General features: G+C 42.9%; 9 protein-coding genes. 4 read left to right on the forward strand and 5 right to left on the reverse strand.

Annotated elements, in window-relative coordinates; translation table 11 throughout:
* Positions 1-794: 794 nt before the first annotated feature.
* The 4 genes from JWQ85_RS08150 to JWQ85_RS08165 all read right to left on the reverse strand — a co-directional run bounded on the left by JWQ85_RS08150 (position 795) and on the right by JWQ85_RS08165 (position 10,989).
* Positions 795-1,286, reverse strand: coding sequence for a hypothetical protein (locus JWQ85_RS08150; RefSeq protein ID WP_299466671.1), 492 nt, complete (start codon positions 1,284-1,286; stop codon positions 795-797).
* A gap of 4 nt (positions 1,287-1,290) precedes the next feature.
* A complete protein-coding gene (locus JWQ85_RS08155) occupies positions 1,291-6,501 on the reverse strand; it encodes a DUF6443 domain-containing protein (protein ID WP_299466674.1) in 5,211 nt (1,736 codons plus the stop codon).
* 20 nt (positions 6,502-6,521) lie between these two features.
* On the reverse strand, positions 6,522-6,893 hold the full coding sequence (locus tag JWQ85_RS08160; protein ID WP_299466677.1) for a hypothetical protein: 372 nt from the start codon (positions 6,891-6,893) through the stop codon (positions 6,522-6,524).
* An 82-nt stretch (positions 6,894-6,975) separates the two neighbouring features.
* Positions 6,976-10,989 (reverse strand): DUF5977 domain-containing protein, encoded by a 4,014-nt coding sequence (locus JWQ85_RS08165; protein WP_299466680.1) that lies wholly within the window; start codon positions 10,987-10,989, stop codon positions 6,976-6,978.
* Between the two features lie 666 nt (positions 10,990-11,655).
* On the opposite strand from JWQ85_RS08165, the gene JWQ85_RS08170 reads away from it, so the two are divergent.
* The 3 genes from JWQ85_RS08170 to JWQ85_RS08180 all read left to right on the forward strand — a co-directional run bounded on the left by JWQ85_RS08170 (position 11,656) and on the right by JWQ85_RS08180 (position 12,866).
* Positions 11,656-12,054 (forward strand): hypothetical protein, encoded by a 399-nt coding sequence (locus JWQ85_RS08170; protein WP_299466683.1) that lies wholly within the window; start codon positions 11,656-11,658, stop codon positions 12,052-12,054.
* A gap of 151 nt (positions 12,055-12,205) precedes the next feature.
* Positions 12,206-12,460, forward strand: coding sequence for a hypothetical protein (locus JWQ85_RS08175; protein WP_299466686.1), 255 nt, complete (start codon positions 12,206-12,208; stop codon positions 12,458-12,460).
* A 151-nt stretch (positions 12,461-12,611) separates the two neighbouring features.
* Positions 12,612-12,866, forward strand: a complete 255-nt coding sequence (locus tag JWQ85_RS08180; RefSeq protein ID WP_299466689.1) for a hypothetical protein — start codon at positions 12,612-12,614, stop codon at positions 12,864-12,866.
* Here the strand turns inward: JWQ85_RS08180 and JWQ85_RS08185 are convergent.
* The gene (locus tag JWQ85_RS08185) at positions 12,863-13,402 is read right to left on the reverse strand and encodes an LLM class flavin-dependent oxidoreductase (protein WP_299466692.1); all 540 of its coding nucleotides are present in this window, start codon (positions 13,400-13,402) and stop codon (positions 12,863-12,865) included. The genes JWQ85_RS08180 and JWQ85_RS08185 overlap by 4 nt on opposite strands.
* An 843-nt stretch (positions 13,403-14,245) precedes the next feature.
* Here JWQ85_RS08185 and JWQ85_RS08190 point away from each other — a divergent pair.
* Positions 14,246-16,874: SusC/RagA family TonB-linked outer membrane protein (locus tag JWQ85_RS08190; protein ID WP_299466695.1), on the forward strand; the 2,629-nt coding region annotated here is incomplete at its 3' end.

Genomic DNA, 16,874 nt, shown 5'->3' on the forward strand with positions numbered 1-16,874 from the left:
ATCAAATCAGGACGGAATCGGCTGATGGTTTCAAATATTTCTTCACCGCTGGATAGCGCTTCTATCTCATACCCGGAATCGGAGAGCAGATAGGTAAGGACTTCCAATATGTCGTTATCATCATCGAGTACTAAAATTCTCTTTTTCATGCCGTGATTTGTTAATATCAACAAATTACCAATATTATGCCAATCGATTTAAAGGTTCATTTTTCACGTAATAATTGTCCAGCCTGAAGACCGATCTTTTTTTTACAGATCACGCTTTTTTCAACATGTTCCACTTTAAATGGGCGGCAGCTGATGCAAAACATCGCTCGACGATCCTAATTATGAGGTATTTACAAAGAAAACTGCCGCGTTATATTTTGGTGACTGGAAAAAAGCCGTTGACAAGGTGATCCGGGTTAATAAGGATTTTTTATTAAAAATAACAGGTATCCTTGATTAATAACGGAAATAGCGTTTCGTAGATTGTGCCAGGAAATGTTATTAAAAAGTATAAGATATCGACCAGCAGATCTTCATCATTTTTTGACCATGAACCTGCAATTGCTAGTCTATATCGTGATTTTTAAGCAATTCATTCCGAAAGTTAACTACTTCCCCGTACATCATATTTTTGTCAACATCATCTGCAAAAGTTCAAGGATTTTATCCAGGTCTTTGAGCAGTAATATTGATTCTAAACAAGTGGTTTCCAAGCCTTGCCAAACAAAAGATCTATGATATCTGAAGGTGCTTTTGAAGAAAGGCTTAATGATTAGGCTTTGCTATAATAGTGAATTTAATTAGTCAATGGGCAGAATTCAAACTATTCCAATAGTGCCCCATTTGTCCTCTGTCTTTGAATTGACTAACTAAAAAGGAAGTGCATTCCTGCTTAGCTATTGAATTTAAAGCTTCTGAAAAATCACAAAATGAATTAAAATACCAATCTCCAATATAGTAATAGTGCAAAATCATGGTCAGAAATTCCTTATCTACTTCTTTATTTATAATTAGATTATACAAGTGTCGTAAATTTTCCTCTTCAATATCTTGGTCTAACTCGCCAATTCCAGTTAATGTCATTGGCTCTACAACTGCATACCATTGAATAAAAATAATTCTTTTTAAGGCCTCCAAATTGTGAGTCTTTTTGTAAAACTCGCTATATTGAAGATAGATTTCTTTGTATTTATTATATATTTCCATACCAACTCCTGTATTAACAACATCAGGCTTTTTTATGTGAATGATGAGAGAGTTCTCCGCATCACTTAGTTTTAATAATAGTTTTTCCATGATTTTAAGGGACAATATTGACTCCGGCATTTCTAATTTGACCATTCAACGTAAAAACCCAAACTTGACTTCCATTTCTAAAAGTTTGATTAAAGGTTTGTATGCCAGCATTTGCTGCTTGTTTATTAACTGTTGGAACAAGGTTGTTAATATCTGATGCAACAGATTGAAATAAATTCATATATCTATTTTGTGATTCAATAGTTGTCGGATTTACATGACCTAATGCATCTCTAAATATATGACCATATAAGCTTTCCGCTGCACTTGTGGCAACCCTGCTGAATTTACCAATTGGTATAGCTGAGGCTATTTGAACTGTTGCTGTTAAATTATCTTGTTTGACACCATATGAATCTTTCCCGGTAAAATAAGTATTTATACCGTTGTATACATTTGCAATAGGATTTAATTTGTTTAACTCGTACAAAAAGTCTCCGCCAGAATTGTGGTCATTGAAAAATTGATACCATTTACCATTCCCCCCCTGATTGGCACCTCTATTATCAAGCTCAGTAAATAGCCCGGAGCTACTACTTAGCGTAGGTGGTCGCGTATATGACCCCATGCCATAACCACCAAATCCATTACTACCGAATCCAAAATTGTCAAACCCAAAATCTCCCCCAAAGGAACCGAATCCTTTCGGAAGCGGGGTTGCTGTGATTGTAACTTCACTTGAATTAATACTATCACTATCCGGATCAAAATTATGCCAGACGTTTCCGGTTACATCTCCACTATTGTAGGTGGTATCCATACCCAAATAATCCCTGTATCGCATTGGGTTATTCAATACATAGTTGTATGGGTTAGTATCATAATGATTTTCTGCCATCGGATCAATTACATTCCACCTCGCGATCACCGGATCGTAAAGACGTGCTCCGTAGTCATATTGCTTTAACTCCTCCTGTAACTCCTTATTGTTATAACGATACTTATTCCCTGCATTTAATTGGCGGTCTATATTTAACCCAAATGGATAATAATGAACTTCGCCTACTTTTCCGTTAGTTTGATCGAAGGTGACACGGTTGTTGCCCAGGTGGTCAGTAAGGGTATATTCATAAATATAGTTAACACCGCTCTTAAGGGCACGGCCTTCGTCCGTCTGGATAAAATCGATATTGGTACCATTATACTGTATGCCACCGATGTATTCTGTTATAATACCTCCGCTTATTTTTCTTAGCTTGTTACCTGTTGCATCGTAAATATATGTCAGGCTTTTGCCTGCTATACTTTGCGGCAGATTCCAAAGGTTGTAAATGATGTTGGTAATGCCTTTGCTATCATCCTTTATCAGGTTGCCATTGGCATCATATTCATAATTTGCTACGCCGTGTTTTTGTCCCAAATCGCTCGCGGTTATATCATTGAGGCTTTGCAATTGATCGGTAAATGCACCAACTACATCGGTGTAAGTGTACTGCAGGTTATCGGTAAAGGCCGTACCCGCTGTTGTCCGTTTCAATTTGTTGATATTGCCGTTTAAGTCGTATTCTATACCGCTTTCGTTATAGTTATCTGATGAGGTACCTTCTGTTAAGCGGTTTAACACATCATAACTGTATTTTACTGTTTGCTTACCGCTCGTATCGGCATTGTACACTTGTTCGGCTATATTGCCGTTGTAATGCGGAGTGATGCCAAGGCTTGGTTGGTTGTAATTCAATTGCTCGGCAAACAATTTGTTGGCGGTTGGTGCAATAGCCGGGTTATTTATTTTGCTGATCCACCCCCGTTCATTATAGGCATAATCAGTACTTTGCTTAAATGTTAGCCCCTGATCGGTACTGTGCAGGCTTTTGGTTTTTAACTGGCCAATTTCGTTATAGTCGTTTTTGGATATCAATACTTCATTATTATCTATCTTTTCTTTGCTATTGATCTTTCTGCCCATATGGTCATACTCGTAATTGTTAACGATAGTTACCGCTAAAGTAGCTACCGTTCCCGTTATAGGTTTAACATAATGCTCACGGGTAACGGATTTTACCTGGTTGGCAAAATTATAGGAACTTGTAATTCCGTCGTAGTTCAGCGGGCTTACTATGCCGCCGAGGTAATGTTGTTTATAGGTTTTGATGTTGCGGCCCTGTTCGTCATAGTACATTGCCGTCCACAAATAATCGGGTGTGGCATTGGTGATCGTATTGAGCACCGCAGTTTTAGTAGCAGTGGGCATGCTTCTGGTACTACTGGTGTAGCTGCCCGCTGTGGGCGTAAAGTTTCCAGGTAGGCCGGGGATGCCGGTGTAATCATCATAATAGTTAACTGTAAGTACCTTACTTAAGGTAGGGTAGCTGGTCAGTGTATAACCTGTTGGATTGGCAGTAACATTGCCGGAATCGTCAATGTTATCCCATTGCGCATATGTATAAATACTACTTTGTAAGGTAGCCAGCGGGATTGCAGACCCTGCATTCCACAAGCCAATAATGATAACTCTACCCAATGCGTCATATTTAATTACTGTCCATTGATTGGTTAAGCGCTGGTTGGCATCCTGAGTTAATATGGGTTGGTCAAGCTGATTATAGACAGTATATTCCCATCCTTTACCGGGCAGTTTCTTTTGGGTAGGTCGGTTGCGTTCGTCATACCGATATTGATAACAAAGGTTATTCAACGTCGTTTGTACAGGTAATATATTATCAGCATTACTTAACGGGGGTAGTACATAGGCCAGGTTGCCCAGCCTGTCGTAACAGTAATAAGTAGAGAGGGTTTCCAACTTTCTTTCCACAGGCTTCCAGTTAAATGTCCTTTTCAGCACTACGTGTCCTTCATTGTCTTTATAAGTTTCGGTGGTGCCGCCACGCCCGCTTTTCCAGTTCTCATCTTTGCCGATGGTTAAGTTTAGCTGCCCCGCAGCATAACTACCGGTTTTGGTTAGGGTCCTCTTTTGGGTTGTGAGGTCAATAGCCGATATAGTATACAAGGCTACCATGGTACTGTTTGCAGTGTCAGTTAATCCGGTTATATTATTAGTGTTGTAAACTACTTTAATAGTATGACCTGCTGTACTGTTTAGCACGGGTTGCCAATCGTTACCTGGCGCCCCTTGTTCATTTACCCGGTTAAGGGGTGAAGCCTCATAAATGGTTTCAGCATAGGGCGTGGGAATTATTACGATACCGCTCACCTGCTGTGCGCCACTTGAGCCATTGCCTGCAGGATCATAAAACTTAAATACCCCACCACTGGTACTAAGTGCATCAGTTTTATAACTGCCATCGGCAGTTAAGGCCTTATAGGGCAGATATCTTTTACTTTCCCGCCCAAAAGCATCGTATGCTATAGGTCTTACGATGTCTTTGCCTAAGGGTGAGCCTTTTACCTGAACTGTTTGCAATGGACGGCCAAGGCCGTCAAAGTAATTAACAATTGCTTGTACCTTGCTTGCATCTGATATTACTCCGTAAAGGTTAGTTTCTGTTTTTAAATCCGCAACCAGCGGCACAAGCGTTTGAATATAGTTTTGGTTCGCACTTGCGGCAGGCCCCCCTGTGGCAATTACACTAATAGAAACTGTTGCAGATGCGGTACCAGCGGCGCTATATGCTGTAATTGTATAGTTTGCCGCAGGTGAAATTACGTTTGGCGTTCCGCTGATGACACCTGTAGATTCGTTCAATACTAAACCAGTCGGAAGGCCGGGATTGATTGTGAATGCTTTTGTAACGATCTTCCTGACCATATAATTATTGGCATCTGCCACATAGATATTACCCTGGCTGTCTAAACAAAGGCCGTACGGGTTGGCAAAACGCGCGGATGTGCCGGCGCCATTGACCATGCCTGGCGTTGTTGCTCCTGCAAGGGTGGTTACAACACCCGCCGGGGTGATCTTACGGATTAGGTAGTTACTTGGATCTGTTACATATACGTTACCGGACGGGTCCGCTTTTAGATTTGTTGGTTTGTTGAACTGTGCCGCCGTGCCTGTACCGTCTGCATAACCGGCTGTTCCGCTCCCGGCAAGAGTAGATACCACACCCGAAGGTGTGATCTTGCGGATCAGGTTGTTTAAACGGTCTGCGACATAAATGTTCCCCGACGCATCGACCGTCATCGACATCGGGTTTTTAAAGGTCGCTGTTGATATAGTTCCATTACCCGCCCCCGGAACACCAGTTCCTGCAAATGTAGATACTACTCCCGTTGGTGTGATCTTTCTGATCAGGTTATTAGAATAATCCGCGACCAATAAATTGCCCGCATTGTCAAAACAAACACCAGTGGGATTGTTAAAACTAGCGCCCGTTCCCGTACCGTTCGTGTTTCCTGCGCTGCCGCTGCCCGCAAAAGTGGTTACGACGCCTGCCGGTGTGATCTTACGGATCAGATTGTTAATCTGGTCGGCCACAAAAAGATTTCCTGCCGCATCAATTGCCAGGCCGGCCGGGTGGTTAAAAGTAGCTGCTGCGCCGGTACCGTTTATATTACCCGCAAATCCGTTTCCGGCGAGAGTGCTTACCACACCGCCGGAGGTGATCTTCCGAATCGCGTGGTTGTCCGCATCAGCGACGTAGATATTACCCGCATCATCTGACGCAACGGCCAACGGTAAACGAAATGTCGCAGTGGATGCATTACCATCGCCCAGGCCTGACGATCCGAGTCCTGCGAAAGTCGATGTTTGACCGGCGGAAACCGGCGGACCATTTGTAATTGATGGTGATAAAGGTGCTACCGCTAGACCCGTTAGATAGGTGTTGCTTCCGGCAGTGTAACTGATCGTCATTGGCGGGAAGATACTGAGGTTTATCGAAAGGTTGATTGTCCCATTATTGCTGCCGGAACCTTCCGCGACCAGATAATAGGTTCCCGGAGCCAGTGTTGTCAGGGTAATGGAGGATTGTGCCCCGCTGCACAATGGCCCGTTGTCGTCGTTGCTTGCAATCTCTGTACCGACACCGTTGAGTATATGCAGATAAGTATCAAAATTACTACCGCAAAGGGATAATTCGACAGATGATGCTGTTGAACCTATTGTAAAGGCATACCATACATCATTAGCCGCATTACCATAGTTATTTGTGAAGCCGCCTGTGGCGCTATTTTGTGTATTCGAATATAAAGCCGAAGAACTAAAGGTACCTGCGATAATGGCACTGCTCATGGAATAGCCCGGCGGCAATGCAAGGACCCGCGTAATAAAGCTTGTCAGCAAAAGCAGGGCAAGCAAAGATGATATCTTTTTCATGTAATAAGGAATGAGTTTGGTTAGTAGGTTTTACGTGCTGTGGTGTCGGTTCTCCATGCTTTTCTCCTTTCCGTTGTCGGAATGATTTTCGCGCGCTGAAGCGGTCCGAGCAATTGTTCCAGCTTCCTGTTCTTTTCATCTATCAGACCGTCAATAGCTGTCCGCTTTTGCTGTTCACTAAGCGATTGATTAGCCACTACTTGCCGAAGCGCATTTTTATAACTTTCCTGGATCTCATTTACACCCCGCGCTGTCACGGTATCCGTTCTCAGGTACTGACCTAAGTAGGTGATTGATTTTGTCCTTGTGCTGTCCGGCTGTTGTCCATGACCTAAAAGTGGCATGGAAAATAGTATGATTAATAAAATGCTGGTAATATGTATTTTTTTCATTACGTTAATGGTCGTGATATTTGATTTGTAAAGAAATGATGGTATAAATAACAACTTGTCCTTTATTATTCCGCTATGGTCATCACAGTACATTGGAATTATATCCAATCCCCTCCAGTACCAATAGTGTTTGGGTGACACAAGTTGTGTTGCCTCCTCCGCCCGGCGGCAACAGGTTTGCCTGCGCCGCCTCGTTTTGTGCCTGCGCTGTATTTTGCACGCTGCTTTCACTAGCTATTACACTTACACCTCCCACAGAACCACAACCGTTAGAAAACTGCCCCGCGTTTACATAGCTTGCGCCCGATGCTATCGTTATGGTATAATTATTAAAGGTTACCGTGGGCGTACCATTATTAACCACGGTACTTGTACGTACCCTGTAGTTCACTGTTATATTGCCGGTTGCTGTATAAGGCACCGTAAAATTCTGATCACTATACAATCTCAGGCGATAGGTAGCATACCCCTGGTCCGTACTGGTCGCACCGCCGGTTACCGAAGTCTGCTCAAAAATTGCGTAGGGCAGGACCTGGCAGCTGCCGTTCAAATTCGCATAGGCCTGTCCATTTGCGTTAACGTCTGCCTGTGCGAGTGCATCAGCTGCAGCCTGTGTCGACGCACTGTAAGTATGTTCCACTACCGCATAAATCACGGTGCTTTGCGTCCCTGCTGGACAACTTTTAACAAATGAACCCTGCTTCTGAACATTCCAGTAAACGAGCCCCTGAAGGTTATACCGATGGTTCGTAATAATGTTACCGTTGTTGTCCCTAACGTTTTGCAACCGCTGCAAACCATCATACTCATAATAAATTGTCTGCCCTTTAGTATCTGTCGAGCTTGTCATACCTATCAATGGCTCATATGTGTAAGTGGTCATGATGGCATCTGCAGGGTAAATACGGATATCATCAATCCTACCCGTTAGCGTCAGATTTTGTGTAAAAGGCTGTTCATTAAGATTCCATTTGTTGTTGTTGAAACTCCACCACTGTACGATATATTTTCGTGTGTTCGGCGGAGTAAAGGCGGTACTGTAACTGCCATTAAAAGATTTTCTACCAGTATGTATCAAATCGGCAGTTACACCGGCGCCAGTGAGTTCTTCAAACCCTTCGTAATAAAATTCCTTTTCCGAACTAACGCTTCTTAACTGGTCCAAATAGGTACAATTGATACTTATCGAAAACGTATAGCTTTGGAATGTAGTGCTCCCGCTAATAGATAAGGCGTAGTTCCCTGCAGGCATATTCGGAAACGTGAGTGAATTCCCGGCTGGTAAATTGCACACTCCGTTGCTGCATGAGTAGGATCCGGATCTGTTTGCCGGGCCAGTTAAGCTGTAACTGAAATTGGCGCTTGCAGAAGAAGGCACACTAGGTGCAAAAGCTAAGACTATATCACCGGATATCCTTTGTAAAAAATTCGCCGTTGTCGGGTTGGGATAATTACCAGCGGTTGGACCCAGATATATCGTAACGGTTTTAATTCCCGTTGAATTTTGATTTAATTCTGAGAATTGGCTGTAGGCATTTATCACTTTTGCAACAGGAAATTGATTGTTATGCCCCCATTTATAAGCTGTGTTGGATCCGCCACTTGAATGTTGGCTGACTATGTTGCCGCTTTCATCATAGCTGTCAAAATTGATGTTGACTTCTGATGCATTCTGTGCAACCTGCGTCTCAACGGTCTTCGGACTGTATAAATAAAACGGGGTTTTAAAGTAGTTCACTTTCAAATACGAAATTTGGTTCGAATCCCTGGCTGTCGTTGTTTCAATCACCGGGCTGATGATGTTATTATCCCGCATCTCCGCATAAACCTGATTTGGATCCCTCCCTAAGGCAATCATATCCGGAGGGTAATTATAATTTTCCGTCAAGGTCGTGCCGTCGGCTTGCTTTTGTGTGCGCTTAGCCATAAGCGTAACATACGGTGCCGGTTTATATTCAAATGATGATGTGACTGAACTAACCGTCGGATTAATTGGAAGGAAATAATTATCTTCCTTCACTTCGATTAACCGGGCAGCCATGACGCGCTCATAATATAAAGAAGCGGTATAATAGTCTTTATGATCGGTCGCCCAATCACCTGAACCGATATAGGTATATTGTAAAAACAACTCAGCACCTGGTATTGCTGTGCCTGTATAGACATCATATTTATAATGAATGGCTTTGATTAAGGTATGACTGTTATTATAAATTTCCTTATCAGTTACCAGGCCTCGCTGTACAGCGTTTGAGGTAACGGAATTAAATCCGTTATAATTATCCTGGTCATTCACCAAAGTAAAGTTGGTTACTTTTGGAGGCGTAGCAAATGCATATTTTACGTACGAATAATGCTTTGTCTCATCCGGGAAATGAAGATAATCCTGGAAATAGTAAACTTCACTTGACTGATCCGGAGATGTTACTGTCACCTGAGAATAACCGACCGTCACGCCATCCAAATCAATCGCTTTTGTTAAGGGTAAGGCATTCTCTACATAGTATTGCCAATCACTTCCAGCTGATGTGTTCTTGTAGCTTTTGGTATATCCTTTTGTGATATCAAATAATAGATGCAATATGCCACTGGTTTTTTTTGGTACGGTTGAGCTGCTGGTATAATCATATGTCGTTGTTAAAGATGAATTGTCACTATTTACCTGACTTACAGAAGCGATCCTTAACCCGCCACCCAGGTATTCTGAGCCGTTGAACTGATAAATATTCACTTCATAAGAATATTTGGTTAACCCGCCCGTTGGCCAGCGAATACCTGTTAAAATATTAGCCTGGCTTTTATTGGGGTCTGCAGTTCTGTTTGCCCCTTCCGACAAGAAATATTTACCCGTTGTGTTATTATTATAATAGCCCCAAAAATCAAATTTTTCCGAATTTCGGGCTGGTAGATTCTCCTGTTCGTTATAATCAAAGGCAGCCAATGAACTGACATTATTTAGGTCTCCACTAACTTGCTTAAGGGCTGTTAGTTTTAGCCTCAAAGTAGGGGTAGGATCAGTGCTTTTGAAATAATCAGTTTCGAAAACATATTTGGTAAGCAATTCCCCTGCCGCATTCAGCACTTTGATTTCGGAAATGGCTTTGCTGTTGGCAAAGTCCGCCCGATCTTTATACAAAAATTCAACGCTCGAATTCTGTGTTGTGATCTTAGATAGATGCAATTCTTCACTTGAAGCCGGCATAGATGTAATGCTATTTATCCAGGTAGATGAACCATTTTGCAAAGTCCGGACAAATGAATAATATTTGAATTGACTAAAGGTTCCACTTTTTTCATAATCGAATTTGATATACGCCCCGTCTTTCGATACAATTTTGCTTAGACGCCAGGTGGAGACCTCACTTGACACAGATTGTGAACCTCCAGCGGCTGTTAGTATATATCTTTCTTGTGCATCTACGGTTTCGCCGAAATAATATTTAGTTCCCTGAGCGTCTGCGATGATCCATATATGGTCTGCACTCAAGTTGCCACTCTGCACAATTTTATAGCCTTGTTCATTGGTGAAGTGAGGCTGCTTGTCTTTATCAAAAATGATACGGCCGCCGATCGTGGAATTGTAAATATCCGGCTGCAGGTCTCCATCACCAAAGTTGGAAAAAGCTTTTTGGAATTCCGTTGATCCCGGTGTGTTTAGCAGATAAGGTACACCCGGATTTGTGTAATACCCATTTGTTCCGCCACTCGCATCGTCGTTCACCCTTTTGGTTTTATTGATAGTTCCTCCTGCCAGTAAAGACCAGCCCAATCCTGCCTCACCTGAAATGTCCTGTACTTTAATTCCGGAGCCTCCTATGTATTTTAAACCGATACTACTAGATATAGAACCAGCTTTAATTGTATATATCGGTATGCTGACGTTTGACTTACCTGAAAAAAGGTTAACATTGCTTGCACTCGCCTTGATTATAGATATAGATGTCGGCGAAGGCGGAATGTAACCATCATCCTGGGCCGAAACCTTATCGAACGTGATCAATAAGGCAAGTATCGATAGAAAGAGGATGCGACTAATTCTTAGTAAATTATACTCGAGTGTATGATTCGCCGGTTCCCGTTTGTCAAGGATTTTCATGAAAGCTGAATATAGATTATAGGTTGTTGTGATTCAATTGTAAAGGTCGAGTGGGAATGATCAAATTCTATTCCTGACATTGGGTGGAACGTTCTGCCTGGTGAAGGCACGAACAGGCACATAATATCGTACAGTCTGAACTTATAAATATGATTTGGAATTAGAAAAGAAGCGCGAGATAAATTTCAGCGAAAATTGTCGGTGTCAAGCAAATAAAGCTACAGCTGCGAAGAGGGTTAATTTTCATTGTTATAAGGTGGTTGTAATTGTGGCGTCAAAATAACCACAAAAAATGTTAAGTCGCAAATATTATGTGTGAAAAAATAATATACTTATCCCTCCGTCAGATGGAGAATAGAGAGCCTTAAATCATTCTATAGTGATAATTAACTTCGACCGATATATTGGATGTATAAATTAAAAGCCATCAGGCTAATAACCAATTGCTTGCGCTCTTGTGATTCATGTTTTTTTCGATCAGTTCATCAGGCTACCTAAATACAATCTCCATGTTTTTTTAGCTATTTCCCGGGCGGGTCAGACGGGTCATTAGATATCCGCTTTCCGGCTTGTTTGTAATGCAGTTAAAGTAATGTGGTCGGAGCAGTGATGGGGCTTGCCTCTACCGCCGCTTTTTTTACAGGCGAAGGATTCGCCGTAAGACGTATGGCTCAGGCAGAAGTCGAAGGGCCAGCCGCTTCGGCCGCAGCTGCTCAGGGCACAAGGACTTACCCGGGTGTAGACGGCTGGAGCAATGGATATCTTTCTCCTGGAACGCAGGTCGTAGCCGGCAAAGATGGCCCGATGGGATCTTTCTTTACCACAATGGACGAATTGCAAAGCGTTAACTACTCACAAAAAGCATTATGGGATGGACTACAGGTAGCTCCCCACAAAGAGTTAGGTCCCAGAACCCAGGTAACGATCTTTGAAGTTCCTCATTACACGCCGGCTGCTTATGGAAAGGCAACCGCTAATACCAATTGGGGGATGGGAGGACTGAATCAGATTTACATCCCCAATTTTTCTGGATTAAAACCTATCGGTACCTTTACTTTAAAATAAAATGAATTATTATAATGAGATTAAATCAACAGACGGGCGAAATTACCATCGGGAATGAATCGTTGGACAGCAGTTTAACGGAGGAGACCCTTCGCGAGCGATTTTCGGCTTACCAGTTAAAATTGTATGTGGATAATATACATCTTTCTTTATGGCGATACCAAACTTTACAGAGGATAAGGCAATCTCAATTTGGATAAAAAAAGGGAAAGTCTCAGCTTATACAATTGCCCCGGCCGAAAGCCGGCGTTTTCCACCGTTTGAAATCAATGAGGAATTACGGGCAGAAATAAGGGCGTATTTGGTCGAACTAGGGGGTGAAAGAAAATATGAATGGGGGGCAGTTTATTATGATGAAGATGTACGAAGCGGCTCAGTGAGTGTATACATCGAGTACAGCGATTAAGCGTTAAGAATTTCGTCTGTTCATTCAATTTCTTTATACTATAAATCATTCAGGTAGAGTGCCAAAAATATTGCGAGGTTAGTGATTGTTGTGACGGTTGTGATCGGGTTGGTGATCGGTTATTTATTAAAAGGACATTAAAACTATATGGATGAACACAAAAATATTTTCTTTTAAAGTGGAGGAAGTTGCGCTCGAAGCGCAGGACGAACAATTGAAACTGAGCCCGGGCTTCGACCGTAAAGAAGTCCTGGCACCGCTGAAGGAACGGTTCAAGGCGGAAAACTATAAAATAGACGAGGCCTCGTTGAGTTATAAGCTGATCGGTGACCAGCTTTATATACAAGGACTGGCTGCCGAAAATGAAGCGCCAAAATCGGTCGGTTTCCGGTTCGGGAAAGCCTAACGCCAGCCCAACCCGGGAGCTACATGCTCGAGGATCGAAGACAGCACATGCGCATTGTAATCAACGCCTAGTGTATTGGGTATGGTCAAAAGTACCGTGTCTGCTTCCTGAATGGCTTCATCTTTGGCCAGTTCCGCGATCAGCTGATCCGGTTCGGCTGCGTAACTTTTTCCGAAAACCGCCCGTTTGTCCGCCTCGATATAACCGAAGCTATCGGTCCCTTTAGTTTGCTGCCCGAAGTAAAGCCGGTCCTGGTCTGTGACCAGAGCAAAAATGGAACGGCTCACCGAAACCCTTGGTTCGCGCCCGTGCCCCGCTTTTTTCCAGGCTTCTTTATACAACCTGATCTGTTCGGCCTGCTGCACATGGAAGGGCTTGCCGCTTTCATCAAACTTTAAGGTAGAACTTTGCAGGTGCATTCCTTGTTCGGCCGCCCAAATAGCGGTGTCATTTGATGCCGCACCCCACCAGATCCGTTCCCTTAATCCTTCCGAGTATGGCTCTAAACGTAACAAGCCCGGCGGGTTCGGAAACATCGGATATGGGTTAGGCTCGGCAAGTCCATCACCTTTTAATTTATCCAGAAACTCCAGAGCCTTTTTACGCTTCTAAAAATCCCCAAATTTCGCTCCTTTATCACAAGTGATGCAGGTATTTTGGCCAGGTGGATGACGGCGTGGTGACCTTTCTTACGTCGTTAAAAGGCCGTTAACTTTGAAGGCGAAACGCCGACGGTGCCTTTCAGGTTAAGAACAGGCTGGAGAAATGGTCTTTTGGGGCGGTTACAAACACGGTATCACTTATGCTACTTCAAACCAAATTCCCAATATATCCGGGCTTTTTCGCCTTGCCAGATAATTTCTATAGACTTAATGTATATTAAATCTATAGATTTGGTAGTTTATTAATTTATTTTTATGTTTGCCCTATAAAAAAACATAGCAATGAAATCTTCTTTAAATAAAGAAAGAATTATTCTCCAATTAACTTACTGCATGTCTGCTGCTCCCAAAGCCGGCGCTTGCTGTTGTTGCTGCTGTTAATCTAACTAATCATTTACTTTTTCCGGGGCCGAAATATATGCAGCGATGTCTGCGTGAGTAGTTCCGTCTGTTCCACACCACTTTCAAAGATCTGTTATCATGTGCACAAATTAGCTATACAACTAAAAAACCGGCAAGGAAGCCTTGCCGGTCGTTAAATGAAGTTTCGGCTCTGTAACGCCAATCACTCACCGAAATTCATTCGCCAGGTTTCTATTAACAATAAATTATTAACACAAAACCTTGTTAAATATGCAAATATTTATACCCGTTGAGAAAATAATTATATTTAAGTATATAGTTATTATTTTCTTATTTGTCATTCCATTTCTGGGGATGGCTCAAAACGAACCACCCCCAACAATCAATTCTATTTTAAAAGGCCGCGTATTTGATGCATCAAATAAAGATGTGTTGCCCGGCGCAACCGTTACTATTAAAGGTACTACCCACGGTGTTATCACAAATAACGAAGGCCGCTTTGATTTTGTTACCGGTCAGAAATTTCCTTATACGCTGGTTGTAAAATTTATCGGATACGAGCAGCAGGAACTGGTAGTTAATGGTAGCCCGGTCGAGATTTTTCTCAAACCAGCCTCCCAACTGCTTAATGATGTCGTTGTTGTGGGTTATGGAACCAAAACCCGTAAGGACCTTATCAGCGCCATATCAACGGTAAAAGCGGCCGAGATCAAGAATAACCCGGTGGCCGGATTTGATGCACAGCTGCAAGGCAAGTCAACAGGATTGCAGATCAATTCTAACACAGGGGTGCCTGGTGATGGAGTTTTTGTAAGGGTACGCGGTACCACATCTATCAATGCCAGCAACGATCCGCTATATATTGTCGACGGGGTATTTATGAATAATACCAGTTTGCAAACTGTAAGTACGGGTGGCAGGGCTACATCACCTATTGCAGATATCAACCCGGGCGATATAGAGAATATTGAAGTGCTTAAGGATGCCAGCGCTACCGCCATTTACGGATCGCGTGGTGCAAATGGAGTAGTAATTGTTACCACTAAACGCGGTAATTTCAATTCAAGGCCCAAAATTAGTTTTAATACACTACAGGGAATAGCCTGGCAACCAAAAGGGAGTCTTTGGGATTTAACCACAGGCCCGGAGCATGCCGAAATTGTAAATGAGTTTTATCGCAACTCTTTTGCTGATGCAACAGCTGCCGGTAATGCGGCAGGCATGAATACTTATCGTAATGTACCCTTCAGGGCTTTAGATGATAATCCAACACTTTTACCCGCCCCAAGAGGCTTGCCGGAAGCTCAAAAAACCTACGACCGGCTTGGCGAGATATTTAGGAACGGCCAGTTACAAAACTACGACCTGTCTTTAGAGGGCGGTTCAAAAGATACCAAATACTACATAGGTGCGGGCTATACCAAACAACAGGCAGATATAAAACCAATTGATTTTAGCCGTGCCAGCTTTAAAGTTAATCTTGACCAACGTGTAGGCGACAGGGTACAGGTGGGGACAAGTAATAGTGTTTCGCGGTCTTACCGCACACAGGGCAGGGCAGGCGATGGTCCCGCAGGCGGACTTTTTCAATCAGCATTACATACGCCAACTTATTTACCCGAGTTTAATGCAGATGGTACACCCGCAAGGTATGCCGGATTTGATAACCTGCAGGTATTACTCGATAACTACAATGTGCATACCACCAGCTTACGTTACATAGGTAACCTTTATGCAGATATTGAAATTATAAAGGGGCTTAAGTTCCGTTCAAGTTGGAGTATTGACTATAATAACTACAACGAATCTGAATATTGGAATGATAAAACGCAGTTAGGCGCCTCGCCAACTAATGGACTGGGTACTTCTGCAATTACGCAGAACAGCTCCTGGATCAACGAGCAAACCTTAAACTATCATAACCTTTTCGGCGGGAAACATACATTTGATGTTGTAGTTGGAAATACCCTGCAAAGTAATATCATACAACTTACTTCAGCACAGGGTACAGGCTTTCCCAACAATGCCTTTACCGATATCTCTTCCGCATCAACCAGAACAGCTAATCAAACCTATACCAAAGCTAACCTGTCATCTTATTTCTCCCGTATCTCTTATAACTACGCCAGTAAATATTACCTGGAGTTGAGCGGCCGTGCAGATGGTTCATCAAAATTTGGAGCCAATAACAGATGGGGCTATTTCCCATCGATAGGTGCTTCATGGCGAGCCAAGGAAGAAAGGTTCTTACGTGATGTTAACACAATAAGCGATCTGAAATTTCGCGCCAGTTATGGCGTTACCGGCAACCAGGCAGGTATTAATAACTTTGCAGCCCAGGGCCTTTGGTCAGGAGGTGCGGGTTACCCCGATAATGTGGCCGGTGGAGATAAAGCGGGTACCGCGCCCCAGCAATTAGCCAATCCCAATTTGAAATGGGAACGCACCAAACAGTTCAACGCAGGCTTTGATATCGGCTTTTTAAACAATCGCCTTAGTCTGGCTGTAGATGTTTACTCAAAACAAACCAGCGACGTATTGCTGCAATTGCCTGTGCCTTATATAACCGGATACAGCACCTATAGTAGTAATGCAGGCAAGATCAGCAACAAGGGATATGAGATAGGTGTCAATTCAACCAACATCAAAACCGACAAATTTAGCTGGACAAGTAACTTCAATATTTCGGGCAATATCAATAAAATAACAAGTCTGCCGGTACCTATTAACCAATACAGCCGCGACTGGATCAGGATGCAGCAAGGTTATTCCATGTATTCTTTCTGGCTTTACAAACAAACCAGTGTTGACCCGCAAACCGGCAACGCCATATTTGAAGATGTTAATAAAGACGGCCAGATCACAGCGGCCGATAGACAAATACTAGGCAGCGCATTGCCTAAGTTTTACGGAGGCCTAAACAACAGCATTACCTGGGGTAATTTTGATGCCGGGGTGTTATTTACTTTCCAGCAAGGTAATA

This window comes from Mucilaginibacter sp., from assembly GCF_028288105.1.
Taxonomy (GTDB): domain Bacteria; phylum Bacteroidota; class Bacteroidia; order Sphingobacteriales; family Sphingobacteriaceae; genus Mucilaginibacter.

Coding starts and splice junctions, on each gene's coding strand:
- JWQ85_RS08160 (WP_299466677.1), bottom strand. CDS start 6,893: ATGAAAAAAATACATATTACCAGCATTTTATTAATCATACTATTTTCC.
- JWQ85_RS08165 (WP_299466680.1), bottom strand. CDS start 10,989: ATGAAAATCCTTGACAAACGGGAACCGGCGAATCATACACTCGAGTAT.
- JWQ85_RS08155 (WP_299466674.1), bottom strand. CDS start 6,501: ATGAAAAAGATATCATCTTTGCTTGCCCTGCTTTTGCTGACAAGCTTT.
- JWQ85_RS08185 (WP_299466692.1), bottom strand. CDS start 13,402: ATGTTTCCGAACCCGCCGGGCTTGTTACGTTTAGAGCCATACTCGGAA.
- JWQ85_RS08175 (WP_299466686.1), top strand. CDS start 12,206: ATGGCGATACCAAACTTTACAGAGGATAAGGCAATCTCAATTTGGATA.
- JWQ85_RS08150 (WP_299466671.1), bottom strand. CDS start 1,286: ATGGAAAAACTATTATTAAAACTAAGTGATGCGGAGAACTCTCTCATC.
- JWQ85_RS08180 (WP_299466689.1), top strand. CDS start 12,612: ATGAACACAAAAATATTTTCTTTTAAAGTGGAGGAAGTTGCGCTCGAA.
- JWQ85_RS08170 (WP_299466683.1), top strand. CDS start 11,656: ATGGCTCAGGCAGAAGTCGAAGGGCCAGCCGCTTCGGCCGCAGCTGCT.